Here is a 24,678-nt window from a genome sequence, read left to right on the forward strand (position 1 = left end):
ATTAGGCTACCTGACACCGAAAAAATACGGTGTACAGGCAGCCTAATCAAGGTGTTTTATATGTGTCTCATATTGCTAGGTCAGTCTAGTGAGGGGATTTTTTTTTGGTTTACCGTGAAGACGACGTCGCGTTACCGTCGTACCGGCTGATCAGTTCATACGGTCTGACTTTATATAAGGCATGCGGGAAGTAATGGGGATCCATCGCATCAAGCGTCCGCAACTGGAAGTGTTCCCGTTTGATATACTCACTCAGCGAGTCACGTGTCAGCGGGAAGAAGCCGACGTCCGTCGTCTCGCCTTCTTGTGTTGCGAGTTCACCACCGACCGCTTTCCCACGGAAGCAGACGCACAGGACATGACTTGAGACATTTTGATAGATACCGGTGATGCCATCGATCGTGACATCAACACCAGTTTCTTCTTTGACTTCCCGTTTGATGGCGTCAAGAATCGACTCGTGATTTTCGACTTGTCCACCCGGCATCTCATACGTATCACCCCGGTGTAGGTTGCGGACGAGGAGGACTTCACCGGCATCGTTCGTGATATACGCGGTCACGCTGACGATCGCGCGAGGGGGAGCATACGTACCAGTCGCTGTCATGAAGTCTTCATACGACTTGATATAAAGATTTTTGCCGAGTCGGGCACGTTTTTTCATTGCTTCACGGCGTAAGGCACTGTTTCGGACATCACGATCGACTTGTTCGTAATGTTCACGGTCGCGGTATTCCCAGATAGCGATAACTTCATCTTCTGCTTCCGTCACCCAGCGACCAACGAGACGGGCACCATGACTGACTTGAAGCGGATACAGGTAGGTATGAAAAAACTCAGTGAATTCTTCTAGGCGTTCGGGACGAATCGTATAGGTCTTCCGGCGATGCAACATGGAAATTCCTCCTATCAGATGAGAGTTCGGATGTACGTTATACCCCTTCTCGAACGTATGGAGGAAACCCTTTTTCTCGATGTGGGAAAAGGATGTTTTATTAAACGATGGCGTATACATGTCATCCGGTCTAAGTGACTTTAAATCATCGATGATGATCTCTTTTGATCAGAAAAGTATAACTAAAGAAGAACTTAAGAAATGGATAGGGCTCAACTTCAGAAAAATCGGGGATACTGAATATAGAGAGAAACAGAAAGTAGGGATACGTGATGGATATCATGGCACTCGTCCGCCTGGCTGGCGGAATCATGTTCACCCCATTGTCGGACGATGTCTTGATGATGAGTTTTGCAGCACTTCGATTACGAGAGGGGATGTACCCGGTCGTCATCTGGCTGACCGCTTGGCCGGTCTTCTTCATCGCCTTTACGTGGTTTTATCTACTTGCTCGGTTCTTCCGTGAGATTCCGCTCGTCAAACGCTGGATGAAATCACGTTTCTTAGAACGAGCAGAAACGATCATTGAACGACGGGGATTATGGGCAATCGGACTATCGTTCTTCTTACCCGGCGTCAGACACCCGATTCATTATGTCGCCGGACTCCTCGGTTATCCGTTACCGCGCTATTTAGTAATGACATTCTTAGCAGCAGGCGTGTATACAGGACTCTGGACTTTTTTGATCGTCCGGATCGGAGAAGCCGTGACGTGGTCGGAGCTATGGAACTGGCTCCAGGTGAATCCTGGTGTCATTGGATCAATCATCGTGATCCTCATTGGAGCAGCGGTCATCGGAATCGTCCATCATCATCGTCAAAAGCAAGCGTTAGAAGAAGAGTCCTCGATGTAAATCACATATAAAACGGCGAATCCGATAATGGATTCGCTTTTTAGGTTAAAGTTTGGTTTTATGAATAAGGATAGTTTTTTGAAATAAGAAGTAATCTACAAAAAAAGTGAAATCATTGTCAAAAAAAGACGTTTTTCACTTCTTAAAAGCTACCTGATTTACACACTGTATTGGCAATTTATCGTCACAAGCAAGTGGCTGAAATTGGATTGTAAACGCTTATACTAAGAGGTGTTCACAGAGTGGACATATTTATTGCCAGAGGAGGATACATATGAATCTCATGCAGACGGAAGAGACGGTCAAAAAAGCACCGACTTCTTCTGCTTACCGGACGATTTGGCGGTGGCACTTTTATGCTGGTATTATTTTTGCGCCGTTCCTAGTCATGCTTGCTGTGACAGGATCCATTTATCTTTTTAAGCCACAAATCGAAAACGTCCTGTATCAATCGTATTATGAAGTTACACCACAAGCAGATCGTATCACTGCGACGGAACAGATTGATCGCGTCAAAGCGAAATATCCCGATGCACTTGTCACGTCGTACCGACCGGGTGAATCCGACGATCGATCCAGTGAAGTGAAGGTCTCGTCATCAGACATGTCGGCGACGATCTTCGTCAATCCGTATTCCGGTAAGATCATCGGAACGTTATCAGACGATGACCGGATCATGAATAAAATCGAAGAGATTCACGGAGAACTGATGGCAGGAACGACCGGCGACCGGATCGTTGAACTCGTTGCCTGTTGGGCAATCGTCTTGATCGTGACGGGACTGTTCCTATGGTTTCCGCGTAAGCAAAAGGGACTGTCAGGCGTCTTGTTCCCGCGTCTTCGTCAAGGCAAGAAATTATTCCGTCGTGATCTCCACGCTGTTCCAGCATTCTGGATCACAGCAGGGATGCTGTTCCTCATCTTAACCGGTCTTCCGTGGTCTGGTTTCTGGGGAGCGAACTTCCAGTCACTCGTCACGAACCAAGGGCTGGGCTATCCACCGTCGATCTGGGGTGGCGATGCACCGACGTCAACACTTCAAACGAAGGATATCGCAGAAGTCCCGTGGGCTGCCGAAACACTTGATGTGCCGCAATCAAAAGTCGAAGGTGCTGTTCCGGCTTCGATCGATGATATCGTTGCGATCGGTAAACAACAAGGGATGGATCCAAGCTTTAAAATCAGCATCCCGAGTGATCCGAGTGGAGTCTATACACTGTCTGCGTATCCAGCGAAAGCACAGGATGAAGCAACGATTCATCTCGATCAATATTCCGGTGCCGTGCTCGCCGACTACCGTTATGACAACTATGGTGTCGTCGGGAAAATCGTTGCGACCGGAATCACGCTCCACAAAGGAACGGAATTCGGCTGGTTCAACCAATTGATCAGTCTCTTGATTTGTCTTGGAATCATTCTCGTGGCCGTCAGTGGTTTCTATCTCTGGCTGAAGCGGAAACCAAGTAAGGGAATGGGGGCGCCAAAAGGTCCGAAAGCATTCATGTTAAAAGGATTCCTTGCGGTACTCGTCGTACTTGGGATCGTCTTCCCACTTGTTGGACTCTCGTTGCTCGTCGTCTGGTTACTCGATTTCCTCGTCATTCGTCGTATTCCGAGTGTAAGGAGGTTCTTCAATGCGTAAATCGATGCAAACACTCGTGCTCATCGGACTGCTCGTCACGACGACGAGCCTTGCCGGCTGTGCGGTCGATTCCGATGCGGCAGAACAGTATGCCGTAGCTAAGCCGCTATCGATCAAAATGAATGTCCCAAAAGACGTACAACCGGACGCAAAGAAAAAGCAGACGTTTGAAGCAATGGTCTGGCGTGAAGCCAAACCGGTTCAAAAAGTCGATTATGTCCACTTTGAAATCTGGAAAGCGGACGGAACAGTGCGCTATAGTATGGAACCGGCAGAGGAGGCGAAGCCAGGTGTCTATACGATTGCGAAGGCGCTACCGAAATCCGGCTTGTATTATGTCAAAGCACATGCGAGCAGCAACGGAGATATGATCATGCCAACGCAACAGTTCATCGTCGGTAAGTTATCGAAAGAAGATTTGAAGATTTTACAAGGTGGAGCAAAACCAGCTGGTGGAAGTAGCGGTCACCATCATTGAAGAAAAAAGAAATAAAAAATGAGAGGGCGGAATCGTATTCCGCCCTCTCATTTTTCGTATAGACGATTAATCGTCATTACCATGATCTCCGTGATCATCCCCGTCATCGTCTCCATGATCGTCTGAATCATCCGAAGAATCATCGTCATCTGAGTGCTCATCTTCTGATTCGAGTTCCTGTCCATTATAGAACTTGATCTGGACATGTAACGTTTTGATATTTGGCAATTGAAGTGCCTGTTCAACTAACGTTAATAATTCCTCTTCCGTCATCGATGGCGTGACGAGAAGGCGGTCTTTTAACGTCGCGACATCAGTAATACCGATTTCGTCTTTAAAGCGCAGTTCTTTCCGTTGATGTTCATTGCTATAACGCCACTCGAATTTTTTCTTATTCGTATCCGTCACTTTGATTATGATCCGTTTGAGTTCTTGATTATTTTGAACGCCGTCTTGATCCGTATCTTCCTGATCATCTCGTGTTCCATCCTGATCGCTGTCGGCTTTGGTTGGATCAGAACCGAGTTCAAATTCGTCTTCATTCAGAAGCGTATCTTGATCGCGGTCCTCTTCGTTATCTTTGATGCCATCACGATCTGAATCATTTTTCAGTGGCTGCGTACCGACGATGAATTCTTCTCGTGTCGTCAATCGATCTTTGTCTTGATCTTCTTTATCATCAGAAATACCATCTTGATCGGAATCCTTCTTCAATGGATTTAGATGCGCTATGTATTCTTGTTGATTCGTAAGTAAGTCGCGGTCCGAATCCTCTTTCCCATCCTTGATTCCGTCGCGGTCCGAATCCGATTTAGTGGGGTTGAGACGAAGTTGATACTCTTGTACATTCATCAAACCGTCGCGATCGTGATCTTTTGTTGCGACTTGTTTTCCATATCCCAAATGATATTGTTTTTGCCAAGCGTCCGGAATACCATTTTTGTCTTGATCGACTTGCACGACAGGTTTCTTCTTTGATTTACTTTTTGCTTCGACAGGTCCAACTGCTTGTGAGACGACGAGCGAAGCAAGTAATGCGCCAATGACGATCCGTTTCATGAGTCCACTCCTGTTCTGAATAATAAATAAAAGATATGGTGATAAGAAGATTTTAATGAAATCGTTAGAAAATAAGTTGTTTATTTCTTGAAATGAGTAAATAAAAACTAAAAAATAATTAGAGTAATGAACGGAGGTATTTCGGCCAAAAAAATATTTTAAATAAAAAATGTAAAAAGATAAAACCATTCGTGAACTCCTTACGTTATCTATGTGAAGTCCAAAAAATCAAAGGGGTGTTCATAAGATGAAGATGAAAAAGTCGTATCTCGCTGTTCCGCTTAGTGCCGCATTGTTGATTCCAGCAGCAGGTGTCAGTGCACATGGTCATGAGGACCATAGTAAGATGTCTCACGGTTCAGGAAAAGTCTCACTAGATGTCTCCTCTCCAGCATCGGATCTGCGAGCGACACTCGATCAAATTCTATCTGAACACGCATATCTCGCAGTCGTCGCGATGCAAAAAGGAATTGATGGTAAAAAAGATTTTGAACAAGCAGCCGGTGCCTTGAATCAAAATACGGATGATTTAGCGGCAGCTGTTGGTTCCGTCTACGGGGAAGAAGCAGGCGCTGCCTTCAAAGAAATCTGGGCGAGCCATATCGGTTACTTCGTCGATTACGTCAAAGCAACTGGTGCCAAGGACGAAGACGCGAAACAAAAAGCATTGAAAGAGCTTGATGAGTATCGTGTCGAACAGGCTGCGTTCCTCGATAAAGCAACGGAAGGACGTCTGAAGGCAGCGGATCTCGAAGCCGGACTTAAAGTCCATATCACGCAACTGTTAACATCGTTTGATAGCTACGTTGCTGGTGATTATGATGCTGCCTACAGTAATCTACGTAAAGCAATCGAGCATATGTATATGGTGGGAGAAGGGTTATCTGGTGCGATCGTCGATCAGTACCCAGATAAATTCAAAAATACGAAAGTTGATACACCAGCAGCTGATCTTCGTGCCGGACTGAACCGAAACTTCTCGGAACACGCGGCGCTTGCAGTGCTCGCGATGCAAAAAGGGATTGACGGAGCAAAAGACTTTGACGCTGCGGCCGGTGCCTTGAATCAAAATACGGCTGACCTGACAGCTTCGATTGGCTCTGTTTATGGTAGTGAAGCAGCGCAACAATTCAAGAAGATTTGGTCGAGCCACATCGGCTACTTCGTTGACTATGTCAAAGCAACAGGTGCGAAAGATGATCAAGCACGCGACATGGCTGTGAAGGAACTTGATGAGTACCGTGTTGAACAGGCAGCATTCCTCGATGCAGCAACAGAAGGACGCTTGAAAGCGAAAGATTTGGAAGAAGGGTTGAAGGTTCACATTGACCAACTCTTGCTTGCCTTCAATAGCTACAATGAAAAAGATTACGACAAAGCGTACCCAGCGATTCGCGAAGCGTACGCGCATATGTACGGTGTAGGGGAAGGGGCTGCGACAGCAATCGTCGATCAGTTCCCAGATAAATTCAAAGGCGCGCCTGGAATGCCGAACACTGGTCTCGGTGGTATGCAAGAAAAAGCATCGACGACAGGTATCGTCTGGTCACTGCTTGGTATCGCAGCAGCATCGATCCTTGGATTCTTCGCACTCCGTCGTCGCCCGCAACAATAAAGGACGACCCGCTGGTGACAGCGGGTTTTCTTGTACACATCAAGCAGAAAGGAGGTAAACGACATGCGCATCATCCGATTTGCCCTTCTATTCCTCATTTGTCTGTTGCCCATATCGGTCGAAGCACACACGAGTTTAAAAAGCTCGAATCCGGCAGAGGGATCGGCATTATCTGAACCCGTCGATCGGATCCGCTTGACGTTTAGTGAGGCTGTTGAAAAAACAAGCACCTTACGTGTAGTAGACGCGAATGGCGTCGAACAGTCTCTCGCAAAACCGCTCATCATCGGAAATGAACTGAGTGCTGTCGTCTCAGAGCCTTTAACGGAAGGAAAATACACGATCAAGTGGGCATCGATTTCAGATGATGGTCATCCTGTTAAAGGAACGATTCGTTTTATGGTACTAGGTGAGGCAAAAGCTGAAACAAGCACCGTAGAAAAGGCTGAGCCGATGGAAACAAAAGCAGCAGTCGTTCCTGAAGCGGAGCCAGTTTCAAAAGGACTCGTTCCGACACTGCTCCCATGGATCGTCGGGGGACTGTTAATCAGTATCGTCATCCTTCTCTTGTTACGTCGTCGCACGACATGAGTGCGTTTCTAGGAGAACTACTCGTCTACATGGGTGGAGCGCTTTGGATGGGCTATTTGGTATTATGCTTCATCCCAAGGAAACGGAAACCGCCATTAATGGACGGTACGTCGTGGGCGGTAGCGGGACTCGGGATGCTCGTTCTTGGAACGAGCATCCCGGTCTTTGGTGCCGTTCGTTTTCTACTTTCGACGCAAACGATGACAGAAGCTCTACGAACGGGGTTACTGGAGTTGCATATCGGTCGGATGTTTCTTGTCGTTTACTTCTCTGCTTTACTCCTGTTGATCGTATTCGCATGGCAAAAGCGACGGTCCATCCTGCTCGCACTCTTGACGATCCCGTTATGGATTGGTATCGCAGGAACAAGTCATGCGGCAGCGAAATACGGTGCGCTCGGGTGGACGCTTCAATTTAGTCACTTTTTATGTGTGACAGCTTGGATCGGTGTCGTGTTTTGGATAGCCATCGGTGCCCGCTCGACCGCTCATTGGTCTGCCTTTTTAAGTTGGTTCAGTCCGTTTGCCCGGATCGCCTTTACGGGTGTCATCCTGTCGGGTCTGTTACTGATGCAACTGGCGATTCCACTTGAACGCTATACGAATCTCTGGGGTGTACCATACGGTCAAGCGTTGTTGCTGAAGCACCTCCTGCTGCTACCACTTTTGTTCTACGCCTTCTGTAATGGCACGCTCGTAAGGCGTCGGTTGCGTTTTGATTCAACGTACGATCCGCGTCCACTACTCCGGATGGAGAGTATCATTTTAGTATTGCTGTTCATGGCGAGCGCTTCACTCAGTCGTCTGGAACAACCGACGCTAGGGCAACTACCGGTCAGTGGTCCAGCAGGGGACAGGTGGGTCTTGATGATCGGCATCGCCACGCTACCATTGCTTTTACTCGGATATCGTCGGCATGCAGTGGGTGTCTTGCTGAGTTTATTCAGCGTCAGTTTGATTTATCTTGGGTTGCTAGCGACAGGATGAGTATAAAAAACAAGGTAGCGGATCGTTCCGCTACCTTGTTTGACGTGGTCTTATTTCGTTGAAACAGCGCAATTCGTTGCTTTCGCAAGAATCTTCGAATAGGCACGTGCGCCCTTGATATTTAAATGGACACCATCTGCTTCGAAGTAAGATGGATGTTTGACGGCAACAGCATGCCAGTCGATCAGTTCGACTCTCTTCCGTTTCGATGCCTCGCGTAACATCTGATTGACCTCTGCTTCCCACGGGCGCGGGACGCGTGCAGTGACCAGATAGACGTGATCGGCATTTGCGAATTGATCGAGCAAACTGTTCAACTGATCCTTTCGGAAGCTACCGTTCGTTCCGAGGTGGAGAATGACTTGCCGTCCGTGCTGATTGTAAGCGGCATACTGCTCACTCAGCGGAATTGCCTCGCGGAGCTGCCGTCCGAGTTTCGCATCAATCGTCAGTTGTTTCAGCGTACTGCCGAGATAATCTTCAACACCAAGTAACACCGAGTCCCCGATCGCAAGCGTCGGGCGACAGATTTTTCGTTGATCGGGCTTTGCTTTCGGTGTCGTCGGTTTCAGGATCGGCTTCGGTTTTTCTTTTGGCGCAGCTACCTTATGGAAAGTAGATTCTGGCTTCGGCGTATCGGAGACAGCAAGAATCGATAAGTTACCGATGAAGCTGACGATGAGAATCGTCAACACGGCAACACTCGTCCACTGCATCGTCGAAAACTGACGTAACTGTCGCGGATGTAACGATAGACGTTTTAAGTAACCGGACAGTCCATGCTGACGGATCGGACGTTCGATGAAGCGATACGATGCTTCGGTTAAGGCGACAAGCACAGCGACGATCAGCAAGGTCCGAAGCAATGAAAACGTTCCAATCTGCTCGACTGGTGTCATTAGCGTGATGACGGGAAAATGCCAGAGATATAAACCGTACGATCGTTTGCCGATCGCAACAAGTGCTGGATGCGCAAACCACCGACTCCAGATCGACGCCGGATGGGCGATCGTAGCAATCAATAGTGCAGCAAGGACGGAGACAAGGAAAAAGCCACCCCGGTATAAGAAGCTTCCGAACTCACTTGTAACGATCATTAGTATAAGCAAGAGTGGCAAAGTGACAGCGCCCGTTTGATTTAGTAACCGGACACCGCGTTTTGGGATATCGAGCTTAAAGCGGGTCGGCTGCCACGCAAAAGCGAGCAGACTCCCAATCAACAAGGCGAATAAGCGAGTATCCGTGCCGTAGTAGACGCGACTTGGATCTTCACCAGGTGTGAACTGAATCGCCATCGCGAGCACGGATGCGCCGATCGCAACGCCCATCAATTGCAGGAACAGTCGACGATTTTTCATTCCGAACCAAAGTAAGATCGGAAATAGCAGGTAGAACTGCTCTTCGATTGCAAGTGACCAAAGGTTTTGAATCGGTGATGGTTTCCCGAACGACTCGAAATACGAGACGTCATGGAAGATATACCACCAGTTCGTCCCGTAAATAAGCGTAAAGGCACTATCTTGACGAACTGTATGCAATAGCTCGCGTTCAAAGACGGTTACATATCCGAGAACGAGTAACAGCATGACGAATAGAGCTGGGAACAAACGACGGAAACGATGAATCCAAAACCGTTTCAAATCGAGGCGCCCGGTCGTTTGCCACTCGCGTAACAAAAGACCAGTAATCAGGTAACCGGATAGGACGAAAAAGAGATCAACACCGAGAAAACCACCAGAGAAGAATGAAACAGATAAGTGGTAGAGAATGACAGACAGGACAGCGAAAGCACGTAAGCCGTCAAGCCCTGGCATATATGTAATCGAACGAGACGAGGATTTCATAAAACACGAACAACTCCTTTAAAACGACAACTAATTTCTAACAGTCTTTAGTGTATCGAATTCCAATTTCAAAGAAGTGTCTAAGAAGTAACAACCTGACTAAAAAAGCACCCGACGAAAGCGTCGGATGCAGGCTTACGAAACATGTGGAAAACGACAGGTCACGATGAAGCGGTTGTCTTGTGAAGTCAACGCGACGCTCCCCCCATGACGCGCCATGATTTGTTGAACAATCGACAGACCGATACCGGAACCGCCGGAAGAACGCGATGCGTCAGACGTTCCGAACGGCGTCAGTCACGCGTTTAGTTCCTCTAGCGTATAGATCGTTTCAATCGCATTCGAGCAAATCAGTTGGATGCCTTGTGCTCCTTCTTTGATTGAAATCCGAAGATCACCGATTCCGTGAAGTGTTTCTTTAAAAAAAATCAAACATGAAAACCCTACTTTCCGTTGAGTATAGCATGTAGTATGCACGTCGTCCCTTTCGAAAACAGGAGGAGAATTCTTAAGTGAATCTTAAACAGATCAATGCCTGATTTTCGGCGACATCGTAACCGGACAAGCCGTTATACTAAAGGCAAAGGAGGAGAAAGCGATGGAACATCACACGTATTACGAAGCACTCGTTCGACGAGACGTGACGTACGAAGGGACGTTTTTCGTCGGGGTCAAGACGACCGGTATTTTTTGCCGTCCGACATGTCCGGCACGAAAACCGAAGGCGGAGAACTGCGAGTTTTTCGAGACGGCGCAAGAGGCATTGCTCGCTTCCTATCGACCGTGTCGGCGGTGTCATCCGCTCGCTTATCCAGGCGATCACGGTACGGTTCAACGTTTGATCGAAGCAGTCGAGGCAGAACCAGATAAACGGTTCAAAGAAGCTGATTTCCGAGCACTTGGTTTGGACGAATCAACAGCACGGCGCCAGTTCAAGAAACGCTTCGGAATGACGTTCGTTGCCTATGCTCGGGCACGGCGGATGGGGTTAGCGATGAAAGAGATTCGGACTGGGAAGCCGGTCATCGAAGGGCAGTTAGCAGGAGGCTATGAATCAAGCAGTGGTTTTCGTGAAGCGTCAGCACGGATGCTCGGGGAAGCACCGTCACGTTTTGACGGACAGGTCTTGCGCGCAAAATGGCTTGATACACCACTCGGTTCGATGCTTGCGATTGCGGACGAACAACACTTGCATCTCCTTGAATTCGTCGATCGACGGGGACTTGAGCGGGAAATTGAACGATTGCGTCAAAAAGCGCGTGCTGTCATCGTGCCTGGGGAGTCACCCATCTTTGAACAGATTGAAGGGGAGCTCCGTCGTTACTTCAAAGGAGAACCGGTCTTGTTTCAGACGCCACTGATGCGATACGGAACGCCCTTTCAACGCCGTGTCTGGGAAGAACTTGAACGGATTCCGAGTGGCGAGACGATCTCGTATCAGGAACTGGCCATCCGAATTGGTCAACCAACCGCTGTTCGCGCTGTCGCACGAGCCAACGGAGCAAATCAACTGGCAATCATCATTCCATGTCATCGGGTCATTCGAACGAATGGGGATTTAGGTGGATACGCCGGGGGACTTGCACGCAAGGAAACATTGCTCAAACTGGAGCGTACAAAGAGAGGACTGGATGTAGGATGAGTTTGATTAAAGATGTGTTTTCACCGAGTTGGCTCGATGGCTTAGGAGAAGCGGTCGATGTACCAGACTTTCGCAGACGAGTCGAACGGGAGGACTGGGAAGAGCTTGCGTTTAAACAACGCGTCCGTCGTGTTGCGGAGACACTAGAATCCGTCCTGCCACCGTTTCCGGACTCGATTGGGGAGCTGGAACGACTCGCACCACAGTTTACTGGGTTACCAGGGATCGTTTTTCCTGAGTATGTCGAGCGGACAGCAACATTCACTGACTGGACACTTGCGTTAGCAACACTCGCTAAATTGACACCGTATTCGACGTCTGAGTTCGCTGTCCGGCGTTTTCTACTCGCTGATCAAGAACGTTATCTTGAGCAAGCACTCATGTGGGCAACATCAGACGATGAACATGTCCGGCGCTTAGCGTCGGAAGGGACACGACCACGTCTGCCATGGGGACAAGCGATTCCGAGTCTGATTGCTGATCCGCGACCGGCGTTACCGGTTCTTGACGCGTTACTACAGGATCCGTCACTCTACGTCCGAAAAAGTGTCGCTAATCACTTGAACGATATTTCAAAGACGCATCCGGAATATCTGATTGAGCGGATCGAACGTTACTTAGGAACAGATCCGAACACGGACTGGATTTTACGTCATGCTTCCCGGACGTTACTCAAACGTGGAAATCCAGAAGTTCTGCAGTTGTTCGGACACGTTACGCAAGGGGAGGTCGAGATTACAAATTTAGTCGTCTCGCCGGTTACGATTGGCGGAGAGCTCGACTTCTCGTTCACCGTGACGAGTTCAGTTCCACAACGTTTACGCTTGGAGTACGCGATCGATTACGTCAAACAACGCAGAACGAGTCGGAAGGTGTTTCAACTGCGGGAACGGGAAGTTAAAGGTGTCTTACAAGTCGAACGACGCCAATCGTTTCGGAACATGACGACGCGTGTTCATTATCCTGGTACACACACATTGACGATTTTGATTAACGGAGAGGCTTACGCGACAGCAACGTTTGAGGTCGAGGAGGAGAGCTGAATGCAAGGACGGCATCCGGATTTTAAAACGTCACGATTATTTGTCGAAGCAACGGATGAAGAATCGGGTTGTAAGTGGACGCTACATGCGTTACGTGAGAAAACGATTGTCGGAACGATTATCTTCACTTGGAATGCATCCACCGGAACCTTACGTTACACGACGACTGATGAGGACGATCGGCACGGGTACATCACAGAAGCCTTGACGTCGATTTTGTCTTATCTCGCACGAACGTTATTATTGACGCGTGTCTATAGTGAAGCGGGCAGTGAGACGGTCTGGCGTCGGAACGGATTTCAGTTGCAGGCGAATCGATATGCACGCGAACTTCATCATTAAAGCCCCGTCTGCTGAACAGAACGGGGCTTATTTGTGATTAGACCGTTGTTTTCGACCAGTTGAAATGGTCGCAAATCGCTTCAGCGCTTTCACGCGCACTTAACTGTTCCGTATCAAGGAAGAGATAATTGACGTCCGGTAGTTCGCCTGGTAGCGAGCGTGTCCGGTATCCGTCCGCCGTCTCGCGTAAGTCTTGTTCAGAAGCGGCGAGGTCGCGCTTCGTCACTTTGTGCGTCAATCGGTTTTCGGTCGTGTTCCGGTGCAGACGGGTCGCGACCGGCGCATCCAGTTCAACGATATAGACGTCAGCACCTGCTTGTTCGAACAACTCAACCGTTTCTTCGATGAACTCGAGACCACCACCTTCGACGCCGAATAGACAGAGGAATGTAAACAGGACACCTTCAAGCGAACTGTTCGCCATTTCCTTGAACATCTCGCGCCGAATCGTATCTTTTAAGCGGTGATGGGCGGGTTCAGAGAAATCAAAATAAGGCAATAACAAGTCGATCGTCTGGTGGTTATGGAAGACTTTCATCTCCGTCAACCGTTCGATTTCCTGACCGATCGTCATCTTTCCGACCGCTTGCGGACCAAGTAACAAGACAAATTTCATGGACGAACCTCATTTCCTTTTTCTGCTAAGAATAGCACATTCCGACGAGTGACATCACTAGAACGTTTGTTCGTAATTTGATATAATTCAAGTATGAAGTCCCGTCGTGTCCTTGTCTGAAGGAGGACAACCATGCAAGAACAATGGAAAGCCGTCATCGGCTATGAAGGTATATATGAAGTCTCATCGCTTGGTCGCGTAAGGTCGCTCGACCGGACGATCGTGACGTGTCGCGGTGTCCGACAACGCCGAAAAGGTGTCTTGCTCCGTCCACGGCTCAATCGGGAAGGGTACCGGAAAGTCACGCTCTATCAAAGTGGTCGAGGAGAGCGGATGCAAGTCGGATTGCTTGTCGCAAAAGCCTTTCTGACGACAGACGTCACGGAAGCGCGACTCGTCCGGCGCAACGGCAAACGGGCTGACGATCAGTTGTCGAACTTAGAGGTTCTGCCTTCAATCGATCAGCAGTATAACGAACTGCTTGGTGAGTTCGATCTCTTGTTAGGTCAACATGTGACGCTGTCGCCATTTCAGATTCGAACGATTCGCGCGCAGTACGAAAAAGGGAAAACGATTCGTCAATTGGCAGAGCAGTATCAGGTGACGGAAAACCGAATCCGCAACATCATCGATAAAAAGGAAGCACGTTATATCGGCTGAGACCAGAATAAAGGAGCGTTTACCAGAGATGGTAGACGCTCCTTTGATTTAAGACGATTGTTCGCCGGCACGAACGGTCTGTTGTAATGAACTGATCCGCGACTCGAGTACCGCACTATGTGTCTTCAGTTCCGTCTGCTGGGTGACGTGGTGTTGCATCTGTTCCCCGAGCACCTGGCTGTAAGACGAGAGTTCTGACATCAACTGCTGAACCGACTGTAGATGTTCCTGCATGTTCGACTGAACATCTGCGACGATCTGGCGTTGGTGTTCCACGGTACCCAGTGTCGTCTCAATCGTCGTCGCTTCGGTCAGCATCTGTTTTAAATGCTCCGTTGCCGTCTCGAGCTGTTGCGACGTCGAAAGAAAACGTTCCGTCATTTGCGAGAGTGCTTGTTCGACTTGATCGAGCCCCGCCGTCCACATCTGATTGACCTGCCGAATATGGTCCGTACTCGTCCTAATATCGATCGCTAGTTTTTCGACCTCCTTAGCGACGACCGTGAAGCCGCGACCAGCTTCTCCGGCACGGGTTGCCTCAATCAGCGCGTTCAGCGACAAGCGGCGCGTCTCTTCAGCGACACGCTGGATGTGGGAAATCGAGGTCTCCATCTGCTGCTGTAGATGTGAGGTCTGTTGCAAGATTTGCTCTGTCGTCGCGGATTGTTCTTTCAGCAAGTGGCTTTCTTGTTGTAATGTCCCAAGTGTCGTGTGATTCGTCTGAACAGTCTGTTGAAAACGGGTTACGGCATGTTGACTGTTCAGAAGTGTCGTTTGCATCTCGCTTAACGCATCGTGTCCTTGGACAGTCAAACGTGTCGAAGCGACAATCGTCTGATCCATCTGTGTCGATTGCGCAAGTAAGGAACCGGCGACTTCATCGACGGCTTGGACTGATTGATCCATTGCGGATAAGCGCGAAGAGAAGTGGGGCTGGACGGATTCAAGCTCCTGACTGGCTTGTTGCATCTCCGTCGTTAAGTCATTAATTTGTTGCATCAACTGATTGTATTGAAACGTCAGCTGTTGTAACTCAAAGGTCGTCGTCTTGAGCGTTAATGGACGATACGAGCGCTTCGCATGCGCTTCTTCAATCTGTAAGGCGAGTTTCGATAACGGTGCCAGTTGGCGTTGAATCCGCCAGCGAATCAACAGGCTGATGCTGACAAGTGTGACTACGCTCACCCAGACGAGTGTCCAAGCTAAATCTCGAGCAGGGGCGATTAATTTATCACGGTCGGTCGTCAGTAAGATGACGTCATCGAGTTCTGGAATCGTCATCGCGACAAGAAATTGGTCTTGATACGAAAATGCATATGTACGTGCATTCTTTAAGTGCTGTAGTAGTTGTTTTCGTTTTGCTGGTTCGAGTGTCAACGGTCGGAACGCATCACTCGTGTTCAGGCTTTGAAAGCGAACCGTGTAGTCGTCACGTGATAAGTCGGTTCGCTGTTGCTGTTGCAATCGTTTGATGGCACGCGAGCGGTCAGTTGCGTCCTCCGGATACGCGAGAAACGTTGCCCGGACGTTCGCGTCGAACATCGTTAACTCACGCATCAGCCGTTCCTCAGTTGCTGTGACGGATTGTTGATACGATGCGTAAACGCTTAGACCACTGATCATGATCAATCCGATAGCGACGATCGGAATCAACCATCCATTTAGTTGCTGTGCTAATAATCGTTTTTTCGTAAGCATAAAAAAACATCTCCTCCCGTGTACCTATCGGAAGGAGAAGAAACAACATGTATGAAGGTGTTGTACGGCTTGTGTAAAGGTCTTGTGAATCTAATTCACGTAAATCGGAAGGACAGTTGCAAGATGGGTCATAAGTGCTTGTGTCTCTTCTTTTGGTTCAGATGTGACGTAAATGATCAACGTAGCAGCAACGATGACGAAGATGGCGATGACGAGAATGATGAAGAACGGCATCTTACTTTTTCGTTTTTCGGCTTGACGATCCATGAAAGATTCCCCCTTAATGATGTAGACGATAGACATATTTGTTTGATTCCCTCTCTTCTTGTTTGAAAACCTTGGAAAAAGAGGGGAATGTGTAATCTGACGGGAATAGAGTAAACATCTGAAATGGAATGAGGAGGATGTCGTCGTGCTTACGTTGCTCAATTCATTGTTGTTGAACTTTTCCCTATTGATTGCGACATTGCTGTTCGCCTTTTTACCGCTACGACGAATCGAGCGGATCTCACCCAACTCCTCCTTACAAGTCCGACTCGCAATCGGTTGTATCGCGGGTTTGATTGGTGCGCTGTTGATTTTCAACAGTATCTCCTATGACGTCGCAAAGATTGATTTGCGTCTCGTTGCACTTGTTACGGCGTACTTTTACGGAGGGTTAGTTAGCGGTAGCATCACGATGCTGTTCATTATCGGTGCCCGATTCGCGGTGACACCGGCTGGCGAATACGAGGGGCTGATCCTGACGACCTTGATCTGTGTCGCGTTACTCGTGACGGCGACGATTTATCGTCGGTTTGCTGCTCAGCGAATGAAGGATTATCTCGTGTTGCTTGGAACAGGTATCGCATACAGCTTACCGGCGCTATATTTATTGACGAACACGTTCGAGCGGTTTTTAGAGATTACGCTCGTCTATATCATCGTCATCATGATTGGTGGTTACGTCACCTATCGTTTCCTACAAGAACTAAGGAAGCATTTTTTGTTCGTGCATACGCAACAAGAACTGGCTTTAACGGATGGACTGACGCAACTGGGAAACCGCCGAAAACTGGATGAGACGTTAGCCGAGTACGCTCAGAACGGAACGGTCTTTTCCGTCCTCATTCTTGATCTCGATCATTTTAAATCAATCAACGATACATACGGTCATGAAGGGGGCGACGTCGTCTTACGGCAACTCAGTCATCTCTTGCAATCGTATTGTCCAGAACAGGGCGTCGTCGGTCGGTACGGTGGTGAAGAGTTTGTCTTACTGTTGCCGGACGTACCACTCCGACAAGCGGAACGACTGGGGGAGCGGATTCGTTCTGCCTGCGCTGATCAACACTTCGTCTATAAGGAGCATCCTGTGTTTCATGTCACGTTATCGCTAGGGGTTGCCTCTTCTGATCAAGCATCGACCGTATTTGAGACCGTCCAAAAGGCAGATTTAGCGTTATATGAAGCCAAACAAACCGGACGAAATCGCGTCGTCTGTTATCGAGACCCTTTGCTGTAATTAAAAGCTACCCCGCTCGACCGATTGGTCAGGCGGGGCAGTTGTGTTTAGTGATGCAGTAACGAAAATACATCATGGCGTTCAAAATCAGCGAGAATATTCGGCGCAATCAACTGACGGATCGTTGTTTCGTCCGCCCAGAGATAGGCGTCGTGTTCTGCCGATAATTGAACGTCTGTTTGATTCGTCGCGCAGACGTACATCAAGAGAATGATTTGCCGATTGGGATGCGTCAGGAAGCTCGAGGCATAGAGCAGATGCTTCGGCGTAACGGTCAATTGTGTCTCTTCTTTAATCTCGCGAACAAGACTGTCGACTGGCAATTCACCGAAGTCGATCTTGCCACCCGGACATTCCCATGTCCCGCCACCGAAGTCAGCAGCAGCCCGGCGGACGATCAGGAGACGTTGCTCGTGAATGATGATGCCTTTGACGGCAGGAACGATTGCTGTCATTTGACGGGACTCCGCGACAATATGACGGGATCGATTCCTTCTGTTTCGACGAGGTGCTGATCGCGTAGATAGATCCCACTCTCGTCAGCTAGTCCGAAGGCACGGTCTGTGCTTTCTTCCGCAAAGGATTGCACGAGATGGGCAGCTTCGCCCCACGTCTCGTAATGGACACAAATGACTGCGTCTTTCAGTAAGGCAAGACCAGGCAAGCGAAGACGTTGATTGTCGCGTTGGTCGATCGCCGGAATCACACACCGTTCAGGCGAAACGAGGGCACCGGCTGAAAAGCCGGCGACCGGAACACCATCTGCGAAACACGACTGAATGATGTCACCGATCGGTGTAGCGACCAAGTATTGCTGATACAATTCGGTCTCGCCACCGGAGATGATGATGCCCTGACACTGCTGTAGTTGTGCAAGTTGTTCGTCCGTTGTTGCGTCAGACAGTGGCAGATGGACGAACGACGAGATGCCATCTTCCTCTAACGGCTTCGTATAGATCGAGGCGTAGCTCGTCCAGTCCTTACCGGTCCGCGGAACGTATAGAATCGCGACCGGTCCACCATTCGTTAATGTAGCAAATCGTGTTCGTAAGTTCGGTGTAAAAGGAGGACCGCCTCCGAATAAGAATAAATGAGTACGCATGAAGTCATCCCTCCAACCAATGTAATAGAAAAAGTATAGCAGAAATCAATCAATTGGAAATGTGCTGGTAGAATGATTGTCTGCGGAACCACGTGTGATGTTGTTTCCGTTCTTGAAAGAGAACAAACAGAACGAAGGCGATAACGAGACCGCGTCCGATCCATGGTAAAACGAGAAGACCGTAGTTCATCGCAGCAAACAGCTGGAGTAAGAAACGACGTTTACTCGGATCCCGCAGATACGTGATCAGCGGGAGTTGCTGGTGCGTCTGCTTGAATAATCGCAGATGAAGGAACGGACGCTTTCGGTGAGACGGCTTCGGTAAGGCACCGTTCAATTCAAGGACGGTCGCCGATAAACTCGACTGTCGTTTCGTCGACAACAGGATATCCTCCGTTAATCCGTCCTCTCGCCGCGACCAGTGCTGGACATGAAGGGATCCGAACAGCAACACACACAGTGCGACGACGAAGAGGACAGGGTGCGGTTGAAGCCAAAGCAGGAGTAACAGAGTGATGCGTCCGGTTGCCAGGACGAGAAGACCGCTCCATTTCCGCAAGAACCGTTGCCCAGATAACCGATATGTCCAAAAGCTAAAGAACGGTTGGAGCAAAGAGAGCACGAGACTAATCAGCAGTACTGTGATACTAGATTGGTCAAACCGGATGCTATGTAGCGGAAAACAGAGTAGATGTAATCCGGCAGTCATTAGAAAAATCCTCACGAAATGATACCGAACGGAATACCACTTCATTCGAACGATCGCTCCAGGAACCGGTTTGAAGAAGAGGCGATCTGCCGGTTCGAACCAGGCGTAAAAGGCGGGCAGGAATCCATACAGAATCCATCCGAGTAAAATCCAAGCGACCGGAACTGTTTGAACCCAGTCCGCTTGACCACTTAAAATCTGCACCGCTTCATAGATGATGAATAGAACGACTGGAACGACAAGATACAGCAAAATCGTCCAGTCGAAGATTTCTCGGAAGAAGCGACGTTGTTCAGCGTGCCGTCGACGGATCCGGTGCTTTAGAAAGGTTTCAATCATGCTCGAGTACCATCGCTTCCATGATATCGAACAAGCGGGTACCAGGTTGACCAGAGGCTTCACCGATTTGAGCGAGTGTTCCTTGATGTTTGATGCGTCCCTGATCAATCCAGACGAAGTCGTCACACAGACGTTCCGCGGAATCAAGGACATGAGTGACGAGCAGAATCGCCACGCCACGCGTTCGTTCTGCTTCGAGTAAATGCAACAACCGAATCGTTGCGACCGCGTCGAGACCAACGAACGGTTCATCGATGATCAAGCAGTCTGCGCGTTGCATTAAGGCACAGACGAGCATCACCTTCTGTTTCATTCCTTTAGAGAAAGAAGAGACATAGTCACCTGTGACAGCATGCAGTTCGAACGTCTTTAAGAGTCGTTCTGTATAGGCATGATCCGTCTCGTGGAGCGAAGCGACCAGCTCAAGGTGCTCGGTGAGCGTCAAATATTCATAATAGGTTGGCTGTTCCGGAATATAGGCAAGTGAGACCGGTAAATTGATCTCTCCTTCGACCCAAGGTAGCGTACCGAACATCGCTTGAATCGTCGTACTTTTTCCCGCACCGTTTGTACCGATCAAACCGGTGATGGATCCAGGGTGTAAGGTAAACGCAATCTCTTGTAAGACAGGTTGACCGACGTCATAACCGGCTTGTTGAATGGATACATGCATGTGAAACATCTCCTTTCACTCCATTTACTGATAGAAGAAGAAAAATGTTTCACAGCAACAGAAATTAGCAGAACAATAGTAAAAAATGTAACAGGTTAAAAATAACAAATGGGCTATAATGGAAATATCAATTTTAGAGGATGATTACGATGCAAACAGTCGAGCGAATTTATTTTCGGGAGTCCGGTATGGGAAGAGGACAGACGTTTTGGTGGCACCGTGCAACTCGAACGGTTCGTGCGGAAGATGAGGAAAGACGATTATCCGGATGGTGGTTTCAAGAACTAAATTTACCAGAGGAATTGAATCCGTTACTGATAGAACTGACGGAAGAGGATATTTACCTAATCGACATGTGGTCGGAGCGGTTCGATGCGGAAGTATGGCGAAACTATCCATATCCTGAAGGCGTTCTGATTTGTGACGGCACGGATTGGGAAATTCATGTGACGACAGAAAATGGTACAGAGAAACTTTCAGGATCAAATATCTATCCACCTGGATGGTGGATGATTCGAGAACTGCTATACGGTTATTATGACGCGGGGAGTAATCGAGAAGATGAAGAATGGGAGGATGAACGATGAAAAGAGCACTATTGTATCTGATTCCGTTTGCGTGGCTAGGACCTTACCTCGATTGGAAAACGGGTTCGATTTTAGGATACGCCTTATTTTTATTTGGACTCGGTGTTTTATCTTATTCCCTTGCACAGAGTGGAAAACCGAAATACATCGTTATCGGCAACATGGTATCGTTTGCGATTTCGTACGGGATCGCACTCAGTGTAGGGGAAGGATACGGCGAAGGATACTTCAAGCCATTGACAGCCAGTCAACTGGTTCTTGGAGTCAGCGTCTTGAATCTGGTCGTCCAAATACCGATCGTGATGAATGCGATTCAAAACAAAATGATGAAAAAGGAGTTAGAAGGACATGACGGATGAGAGCCAACAGTTACTTGATGTAATTCAACGAATCCTAGAACGACAATCGCCACTCGACTTAATTGATATCTACCAGCGCGTCAGACAAACAGAACATTTGGATCTATCACGGTTTACATCAGAAGCAGGACTCGAGGCACGCATTCGAAAATTGATCTACCTGCATGCGAGTGAGTGTGAATTGTACCAGGGAGAGCAGGACCTTTTTTACAGTGAGACGGGGAAAGGAACAGGACGCTGGGGACTACGATGAAAAAACGCTACGCAGGGAGTGCGTAGCGATCAGATCACACGAGTCCTAAGATCTCAACTTCAACTAAAGCACCTTTTGGTAGTTCCTTAACAGCGATACAAGACCGAGCTGGGAAGTGATTGTGCGGTGCGAAGTAATCGGAATAAATCGTATTAAAAGAAGCGAAGTGTTCCATGCTCGTTAAGTAGCATGTCGTCTTGACGACGCGGTCAGGTGTCAGTCCTGCTTCTTTCAGGATGGCATCGACGTTGCGCATGACTTGTTCCGTCTGCTCCGTGATCCCGCCTGGTACAAGTTCACCTGTTGCCGGGTCGATCGGTATTTGACCGGAAGCATAGAGTGTTCCGTTTGCGATAAAGCCTTGCGAGTAAGGGCCGATCGCAGCAGGGGCGTTCGTTGTGTCGATCTGTTTGAATGTAGACATGAAAAGAACCTCCTCTTGTAAAATACATATGTACGACACCGAGTGATTCGACTCGGATATCCCTCAACCCTTCAAAGGAGTGAATTGATATGCCACTTTATCATAAATTAGTTCGAGACGCGATTCCAAACATCATCGACCAAAACGGAAAAAAAGCGACGTTCCGAACGCTGAACGAACATGAATTCCTAGTGGAAGCGAAAAAGAAATTCCATGAAGAACTCGCTGAATACGAGGAAGCAACGACGGACGCAGACGCTGTCGAGGAGTTAGCTGATTTACTGGAGCTGATCCAAGCGTTAGCGAAGACACATGGCGTGACAGTCGAGGAACTGGAAGCCGTCCAAACGAAGAAACAGCAACAACGCGGCGGATTCGAAGAACGTCTTTACTTGATCGAGGTCGAAGATTGATCCCGGAAGCGAAGCTGACGACGCATCACTTATATGACTCACTCGTCGAAGCCATTGATTTGGCGGAGGAAGTCTATATCGTCGCAGCATTTGCTCAGAAGTCAGGCGTTGCCTTACTCGTCCCAGCGTTTCGTCGTGCCTTACAACGAGGAGCCGAGATTCGGCTGTTGATTGGCGACTATCTACACATCACCGATCCAGAAGCACTGGCGCAGTTGCTTGCGCTTGATGGGTTGTCAGTTCGCTTTTATCGATCAGGCGGACGCTCCTTCCATCCGAAAGCGTATCTGTTTCGAAACGCAGAGACTGGCTTATCAATCGTCGGTTCGTCGAACATCTCGAACAGTGCGCTTCGGTCCGGTATCGAATGGAACGTTCATCTACCACAAGCTGTCGCACCACAAATCCTTGATGATGCGATGGATGCCTTCATGGATCTTTATCTCAGTGAATCGGCAGAAGAACTGAACCCAGTTGTTTTAGAGGCCTACCGTCAAGAGTACGCGGCGCGTCAATATGTCGCAGAACCGGAAGTTGAGTACGACGAAGGAACCGTTGTCGTCGCACCAGAAATCCTGCCACACCGAGTGCAGGAAGAAGCGCTGCACGCGTTACGGGAAACGATGGAAGAAGGACGGACACGGGCATTGGCAGTGCTTGCGACTGGACTAGGGAAGACCTACCTCAGTGCGTTCTTTGCGGGAGACTTCACACGAATCCTGTTCCTGGCACATCAAAAAGAATTGTTACTGCAGGCCGAGCGTTCGTTTCAAAAAGTCAATTCGGCGTGGCAGACCGGCTTTTATATCGGCAGTGACCGGACCGTCACAGAGACGACGGAGATCGTCTTCGCTTCCGTCCAGACGCTGGCGCAAAAGCGTCACTTGGACCGTTTTGCAACGGATCAGTTTGATCTCATCATTGTTGACGAGTTCCATCACGCGGCAGCGACGAGTTATCGGAAGATCATCGATCATTTCACGCCCCGTTTCCTGCTCGGTCTGACGGCGACACCAGACCGAATGGACGGTGCCGATGTCTATGCGATCTGTTACCATAACGTTGCTTTCCAGATGCATTTCACAGCGGCGATTGCTGAAGGCTTTTTGACGCCGTTTCATTATTACGGTATTCATGACACGATCGACTATTCCCAGATTCGACGAATCGGTCGGACCTACGATGCGTCGCAACTCGAGCATCGACAACTTGATCGAGAGGTCGCATATAATATCTATCATTCATGGGAGACACATCGTCAAACGAAGACAATCGGTTTTTGTTCGTCGATCAAGCAGGCGGAATATCTGGCACAGGTATTTCGGGATAAAGGAACGACGGCATTTGCACTGACAGGGCAGACGACGAATCGTGCAAAGTACATGCAAGCATTCGAGCAAGGCGAGATTGAAGTCCTTTTTACTGTTGATCTGTTTAACGAAGGTGTCGATATTCCGAAAGTCGATACACTGCTGTTCTGTCGTCCAACCGAATCCATCGCCATCTATACGCAACAAATCGGACGCGGACTACGCTTAGCGCAAGACAAATCGTACTGCGTCATTATCGATTTGATCGGGAACTATCGTAACGTCGAGACGAAACTGAAACTACTTGGAACAATGAAAGAGTCGTTCAAGCGAGGAGAGACAGAACCGATTACGCCACCGCCCGGTTGTGTGATTGAGTTCGATACGCGGGCACTGGAATTGATTCATCGACTACGGCAACCAAGTCAGCGGAAGTTACGACTGATTGAACAATATGAGCAAATCAAATATGAACTCGGTCGTCGACCATCGTATGTTGAAATCGGAGAATATGCAGCAGTTCCACAAGGTTATAAACAAGAGTGGGGCTCTTATGTTGGTTTCTTGAAAGAGTATCAGGAGTTATCAGACGAAGAGATTGAGGCGTACGATGCAAATCGAGAATTGATTGAGCAGGTCGAAAAAACGATCATGAATCGGAGTTATAAGATGGTCGTCTTGCTAGCGATGCTTGAGCGGGGAGAAGAGCGCTGGATGGAGCCGATTACGGCCGAAGAAGTCGCACCGTTCTTTTATGATTATTTGCATGCGGAGAAGTATCGGGAATTGAAGGATGCCCAAACGGCTGAGTTAAAAGGAACGTTTGATGCTACTAAAGTTGAGAGATTATTAAAAAAAATGCCGTTTCCGAAAATGGGCAGGCCATTCGTATTCGAAAACAACAAATTAACTATTTCGACAGTTGATTATGCGTCGAATGATTTTTATAAAATGATATTAGAAATTGTTCGATATAGAATGAATATATATTTTGCTAAAAAAGGAAACTGAATGTTCATTCTATCCAAATAATGATAAAG

The 24,678-nt window shown here is 48.4% G+C and carries 29 protein-coding genes; 16 read left to right on the top strand and 13 right to left on the bottom strand.

All coding sequences use genetic code 11. The annotated features are described in order from the left end of the window. Window positions 1-109: 109 nt before the first annotated feature. Window positions 110-895: an NUDIX domain-containing protein gene (locus KNQ15_RS14490; RefSeq protein ID WP_023466838.1), complete on the bottom strand. Its 786-nt coding sequence runs from the start codon at window positions 893-895 to the stop codon at window positions 110-112. 272 nt (window positions 896-1,167) lie between these two features. Here KNQ15_RS14490 and KNQ15_RS14495 point away from each other — a divergent pair, with 272 nt between their 5' ends. The 3 genes from KNQ15_RS14495 (at window position 1,168) to KNQ15_RS14505 (ending at window position 3,869) form a co-directional block, all read left to right on the top strand. Then, the gene (locus KNQ15_RS14495) at window positions 1,168-1,749 is read left to right on the top strand and encodes a DedA family protein (RefSeq protein ID WP_214729865.1); all 582 of its coding nucleotides are present in this window, start codon (window positions 1,168-1,170) and stop codon (window positions 1,747-1,749) included. A gap of 274 nt (window positions 1,750-2,023) precedes the next feature. Next, window positions 2,024-3,391: a PepSY-associated TM helix domain-containing protein gene (locus KNQ15_RS14500; protein ID WP_214729866.1), complete on the top strand. Its 1,368-nt coding sequence runs from the start codon at window positions 2,024-2,026 to the stop codon at window positions 3,389-3,391. Then, complete coding sequence (locus KNQ15_RS14505) at window positions 3,384-3,869, top strand: FixH family protein (protein WP_214729867.1); 486 nt, start codon at window positions 3,384-3,386, stop codon at window positions 3,867-3,869. The genes KNQ15_RS14500 and KNQ15_RS14505 overlap by 8 nt, the downstream gene beginning before the upstream one ends. 66 nt (window positions 3,870-3,935) lie before the next feature. Here the strand turns inward: KNQ15_RS14505 and KNQ15_RS14510 are convergent, their stop codons facing one another. Beyond that, window positions 3,936-4,928, bottom strand: coding sequence for an MSCRAMM family adhesin SdrC (locus tag KNQ15_RS14510; protein WP_214729868.1), 993 nt, complete (start codon window positions 4,926-4,928; stop codon window positions 3,936-3,938). A gap of 247 nt (window positions 4,929-5,175) precedes the next feature. On the opposite strand from KNQ15_RS14510, the gene KNQ15_RS14515 reads away from it, so the two are divergent. The 3 genes from KNQ15_RS14515 to KNQ15_RS14525 all read left to right on the top strand — a co-directional run bounded on the left by KNQ15_RS14515 (window position 5,176) and on the right by KNQ15_RS14525 (window position 8,120). Then, complete coding sequence (locus KNQ15_RS14515) at window positions 5,176-6,543, top strand: copper amine oxidase (protein ID WP_214729869.1); 1,368 nt, start codon at window positions 5,176-5,178, stop codon at window positions 6,541-6,543. Between the two features lie 63 nt (window positions 6,544-6,606). Further along, entirely contained in the window at window positions 6,607-7,134 is a 528-nt protein-coding gene (locus KNQ15_RS14520) for a copper resistance CopC family protein (RefSeq protein ID WP_214729870.1), read from the top strand. Beyond that, a complete protein-coding gene (locus KNQ15_RS14525) occupies window positions 7,131-8,120 on the top strand; it encodes a copper resistance D family protein (protein ID WP_214729871.1) in 990 nt (329 codons plus the stop codon). Before KNQ15_RS14520 ends, KNQ15_RS14525 begins: the two co-directional genes overlap by 4 nt. 50 nt (window positions 8,121-8,170) lie before the next feature. Here KNQ15_RS14525 and KNQ15_RS14530 read toward each other — a convergent pair whose 3' ends face one another. The 3 genes from KNQ15_RS14530 to KNQ15_RS16970 form a co-directional block, all read right to left on the bottom strand. Then, complete coding sequence (locus KNQ15_RS14530) at window positions 8,171-9,964, bottom strand: acyltransferase family protein (protein WP_214729872.1); 1,794 nt, start codon at window positions 9,962-9,964, stop codon at window positions 8,171-8,173. Between the two features lie 135 nt (window positions 9,965-10,099). Further along, entirely contained in the window at window positions 10,100-10,261 is a 162-nt protein-coding gene (locus KNQ15_RS17055) for an ATP-binding protein (protein WP_214729895.1), read from the bottom strand. Beyond that, window positions 10,262-10,396, bottom strand: a complete 135-nt coding sequence (locus KNQ15_RS16970) for a hypothetical protein (RefSeq protein ID WP_285801500.1) — start codon at window positions 10,394-10,396, stop codon at window positions 10,262-10,264. 166 nt (window positions 10,397-10,562) lie between these two features. On the opposite strand from KNQ15_RS16970, the gene KNQ15_RS14540 reads away from it, so the two are divergent. The 3 genes from KNQ15_RS14540 to KNQ15_RS14550 are packed head-to-tail and all read left to right on the top strand — an operon-like array spanning window position 10,563 to window position 12,991. Beyond that, a complete protein-coding gene (locus KNQ15_RS14540; RefSeq protein WP_214729873.1) occupies window positions 10,563-11,606 on the top strand; it encodes a bifunctional transcriptional activator/DNA repair enzyme AdaA in 1,044 nt (347 codons plus the stop codon). Further along, complete coding sequence (locus KNQ15_RS14545) at window positions 11,603-12,649, top strand: DNA alkylation repair protein (RefSeq protein WP_214729874.1); 1,047 nt, start codon at window positions 11,603-11,605, stop codon at window positions 12,647-12,649. Before KNQ15_RS14540 ends, KNQ15_RS14545 begins: the two co-directional genes overlap by 4 nt. Next, window positions 12,650-12,991: a GNAT family N-acetyltransferase gene (locus KNQ15_RS14550; RefSeq protein ID WP_214729875.1), complete on the top strand. Its 342-nt coding sequence runs from the start codon at window positions 12,650-12,652 to the stop codon at window positions 12,989-12,991. It begins immediately after the preceding gene. A 37-nt stretch (window positions 12,992-13,028) separates the two neighbouring features. Here KNQ15_RS14550 and KNQ15_RS14555 read toward each other — a convergent pair whose 3' ends face one another. Further along, the gene (locus KNQ15_RS14555; protein ID WP_174315936.1) at window positions 13,029-13,607 is read right to left on the bottom strand and encodes an AAA family ATPase; all 579 of its coding nucleotides are present in this window, start codon (window positions 13,605-13,607) and stop codon (window positions 13,029-13,031) included. A 132-nt stretch (window positions 13,608-13,739) separates the two neighbouring features. Here KNQ15_RS14555 and KNQ15_RS14560 point away from each other — a divergent pair, with 132 nt between their 5' ends. Continuing rightward, window positions 13,740-14,267: an NUMOD4 domain-containing protein gene (locus KNQ15_RS14560; RefSeq protein ID WP_214729876.1), complete on the top strand. Its 528-nt coding sequence runs from the start codon at window positions 13,740-13,742 to the stop codon at window positions 14,265-14,267. 48 nt (window positions 14,268-14,315) lie between these two features. On the opposite strand, the gene KNQ15_RS14565 is transcribed toward KNQ15_RS14560, so the two are convergent. Together KNQ15_RS14565 and KNQ15_RS14570 are read right to left on the bottom strand one after the other, a co-directional pair. Continuing rightward, window positions 14,316-15,965, bottom strand: a complete 1,650-nt coding sequence (locus tag KNQ15_RS14565) for a methyl-accepting chemotaxis protein (protein ID WP_214729877.1) — start codon at window positions 15,963-15,965, stop codon at window positions 14,316-14,318. A 90-nt stretch (window positions 15,966-16,055) separates the two neighbouring features. Continuing rightward, a complete protein-coding gene (locus tag KNQ15_RS14570) occupies window positions 16,056-16,232 on the bottom strand; it encodes a hypothetical protein (RefSeq protein ID WP_214729878.1) in 177 nt (58 codons plus the stop codon). Window positions 16,233-16,377: 145 nt separating this feature from the next. Here KNQ15_RS14570 and KNQ15_RS14575 point away from each other — a divergent pair, with 145 nt between their 5' ends. Next, window positions 16,378-17,469 carry a GGDEF domain-containing protein gene (locus KNQ15_RS14575; RefSeq protein ID WP_214729879.1) on the top strand — a complete coding sequence of 364 codons (1,092 nt, stop codon included), beginning with the start codon at window positions 16,378-16,380 and terminating at the stop codon, window positions 17,467-17,469. Window positions 17,470-17,516: 47 nt separating this feature from the next. Here the strand turns inward: KNQ15_RS14575 and KNQ15_RS14580 are convergent, their stop codons facing one another. Genes KNQ15_RS14580 through KNQ15_RS14595 form a run of 4 tightly spaced genes read right to left on the bottom strand, consistent with a single transcriptional unit; the run spans window position 17,517 to window position 20,292 of the window. After that, window positions 17,517-17,924: an NUDIX hydrolase gene (locus KNQ15_RS14580; protein ID WP_214729880.1), complete on the bottom strand. Its 408-nt coding sequence runs from the start codon at window positions 17,922-17,924 to the stop codon at window positions 17,517-17,519. Continuing rightward, a complete protein-coding gene (locus KNQ15_RS14585) occupies window positions 17,921-18,571 on the bottom strand; it encodes a Type 1 glutamine amidotransferase-like domain-containing protein (protein ID WP_214729881.1) in 651 nt (216 codons plus the stop codon). Before KNQ15_RS14585 ends, KNQ15_RS14580 begins: the two co-directional genes overlap by 4 nt. A gap of 49 nt (window positions 18,572-18,620) precedes the next feature. Beyond that, a complete protein-coding gene (locus tag KNQ15_RS14590) occupies window positions 18,621-19,619 on the bottom strand; it encodes an ABC transporter permease (protein ID WP_214729882.1) in 999 nt (332 codons plus the stop codon). After that, window positions 19,612-20,292, bottom strand: coding sequence for an ABC transporter ATP-binding protein (locus tag KNQ15_RS14595; RefSeq protein ID WP_214729883.1), 681 nt, complete (start codon window positions 20,290-20,292; stop codon window positions 19,612-19,614). The genes KNQ15_RS14590 and KNQ15_RS14595 overlap by 8 nt, the downstream gene beginning before the upstream one ends. A gap of 149 nt (window positions 20,293-20,441) precedes the next feature. Here KNQ15_RS14595 and KNQ15_RS14600 point away from each other — a divergent pair, with 149 nt between their 5' ends. Genes KNQ15_RS14600 through KNQ15_RS14610 form a run of 3 tightly spaced genes read left to right on the top strand, consistent with a single transcriptional unit; the run spans window position 20,442 to window position 21,491 of the window. Next, window positions 20,442-20,879, top strand: coding sequence for a hypothetical protein (locus KNQ15_RS14600; RefSeq protein ID WP_214729884.1), 438 nt, complete (start codon window positions 20,442-20,444; stop codon window positions 20,877-20,879). After that, the gene (locus KNQ15_RS14605; protein ID WP_214729885.1) at window positions 20,876-21,238 is read left to right on the top strand and encodes a hypothetical protein; all 363 of its coding nucleotides are present in this window, start codon (window positions 20,876-20,878) and stop codon (window positions 21,236-21,238) included. The genes KNQ15_RS14600 and KNQ15_RS14605 overlap by 4 nt, the downstream gene beginning before the upstream one ends. Further along, window positions 21,228-21,491, top strand: a complete 264-nt coding sequence (locus tag KNQ15_RS14610) for a hypothetical protein (protein WP_214729886.1) — start codon at window positions 21,228-21,230, stop codon at window positions 21,489-21,491. The genes KNQ15_RS14605 and KNQ15_RS14610 overlap by 11 nt, the downstream gene beginning before the upstream one ends. A 34-nt stretch (window positions 21,492-21,525) precedes the next feature. On the opposite strand, the gene KNQ15_RS14615 is transcribed toward KNQ15_RS14610, so the two are convergent. After that, window positions 21,526-21,915 carry a RidA family protein gene (locus tag KNQ15_RS14615; RefSeq protein ID WP_047391772.1) on the bottom strand — a complete coding sequence of 130 codons (390 nt, stop codon included), beginning with the start codon at window positions 21,913-21,915 and terminating at the stop codon, window positions 21,526-21,528. 89 nt (window positions 21,916-22,004) lie between these two features. On the opposite strand from KNQ15_RS14615, the gene KNQ15_RS14620 reads away from it, so the two are divergent. Together KNQ15_RS14620 and KNQ15_RS14625 are read left to right on the top strand one after the other, a co-directional pair. Continuing rightward, entirely contained in the window at window positions 22,005-22,328 is a 324-nt protein-coding gene (locus KNQ15_RS14620) for a nucleoside triphosphate pyrophosphohydrolase (RefSeq protein ID WP_214729887.1), read from the top strand. Beyond that, window positions 22,325-24,649 (top strand): DEAD/DEAH box helicase family protein, encoded by a 2,325-nt coding sequence (locus KNQ15_RS14625; RefSeq protein ID WP_214729888.1) that lies wholly within the window; start codon window positions 22,325-22,327, stop codon window positions 24,647-24,649. Before KNQ15_RS14620 ends, KNQ15_RS14625 begins: the two co-directional genes overlap by 4 nt. Window positions 24,650-24,678: the final 29 nt, after the last annotated feature.

The sequence above is a fragment of the Exiguobacterium sp. s168 genome (assembly GCF_018619035.1).
In the GTDB taxonomy this organism is placed as follows: domain Bacteria; phylum Bacillota; class Bacilli; order Exiguobacteriales; family Exiguobacteriaceae; genus Exiguobacterium_A; species Exiguobacterium_A acetylicum.